The organism is Psychrobacter sp. 1Y4, from assembly GCF_051847555.1.
In genome coordinates this window covers 1-528 of the sequence record NZ_JBPYDE010001113.1, presented here as the reverse complement: position 1 = coordinate 528, position 528 = coordinate 1, and the positions used below count along the sequence as shown (strand labels likewise).

The 528-nt window shown below is 40.5% G+C and carries 1 protein-coding gene; it reads right to left on the bottom strand.

Features of this window, described 5'->3' with window-relative positions; all coding sequences use genetic code 11:
• Nucleotides 1-355: DUF7411 family protein (locus ACS8FC_RS20690; RefSeq protein ID WP_439298164.1), on the bottom strand; the 355-nt coding region annotated here is incomplete at its 3' end.
• Nucleotides 356-528 lie beyond the last annotated feature (173 nt).

The following is a 528-nucleotide window of genomic DNA, read 5'->3' as shown; positions in this document are numbered from 1 at the left end:
CATCGGCATTGTGTTCTTTGGCAATCTCAACCAAACGCTTAGCGATTAGTGGACGGGCGATAGACGTACCGAGTAAATACTCACCTTCATAAATAGCATTGGCACGGAACATAGGGAATACGTAATCACGGGCAAACTCTTCGCGCAAATCTTCGATATGGATGTGCTTGATACCCATTGCTTGAGCTTTGGCTCTTGCTGGCTCAACTTCTTCGCCTTGACCGATATCAGCGGTAAAGGTGATCACTTCCGCATCATAGGTTTCTTGCAGCCATTTAGCGATGATTGAGGTATCAAGACCACCTGAGTATGCCAATACGATTTTATTAATATTTTTTGGATCAAGTTGAGCCATGAAAAACTCCTGTTATGAGAATTTAGTTTTAGTAAACGCGCTAAGATCAAATCGAAAGCAAGTTAAAAAGAAATTACCTGCTCAGTGTACATCATATTTACTATAGGCAAAAGTCTAACTACCATAAGGCGTGTGCTTTTGGCTTAAATCTTCAAAAGAGTTAAATAGTACTC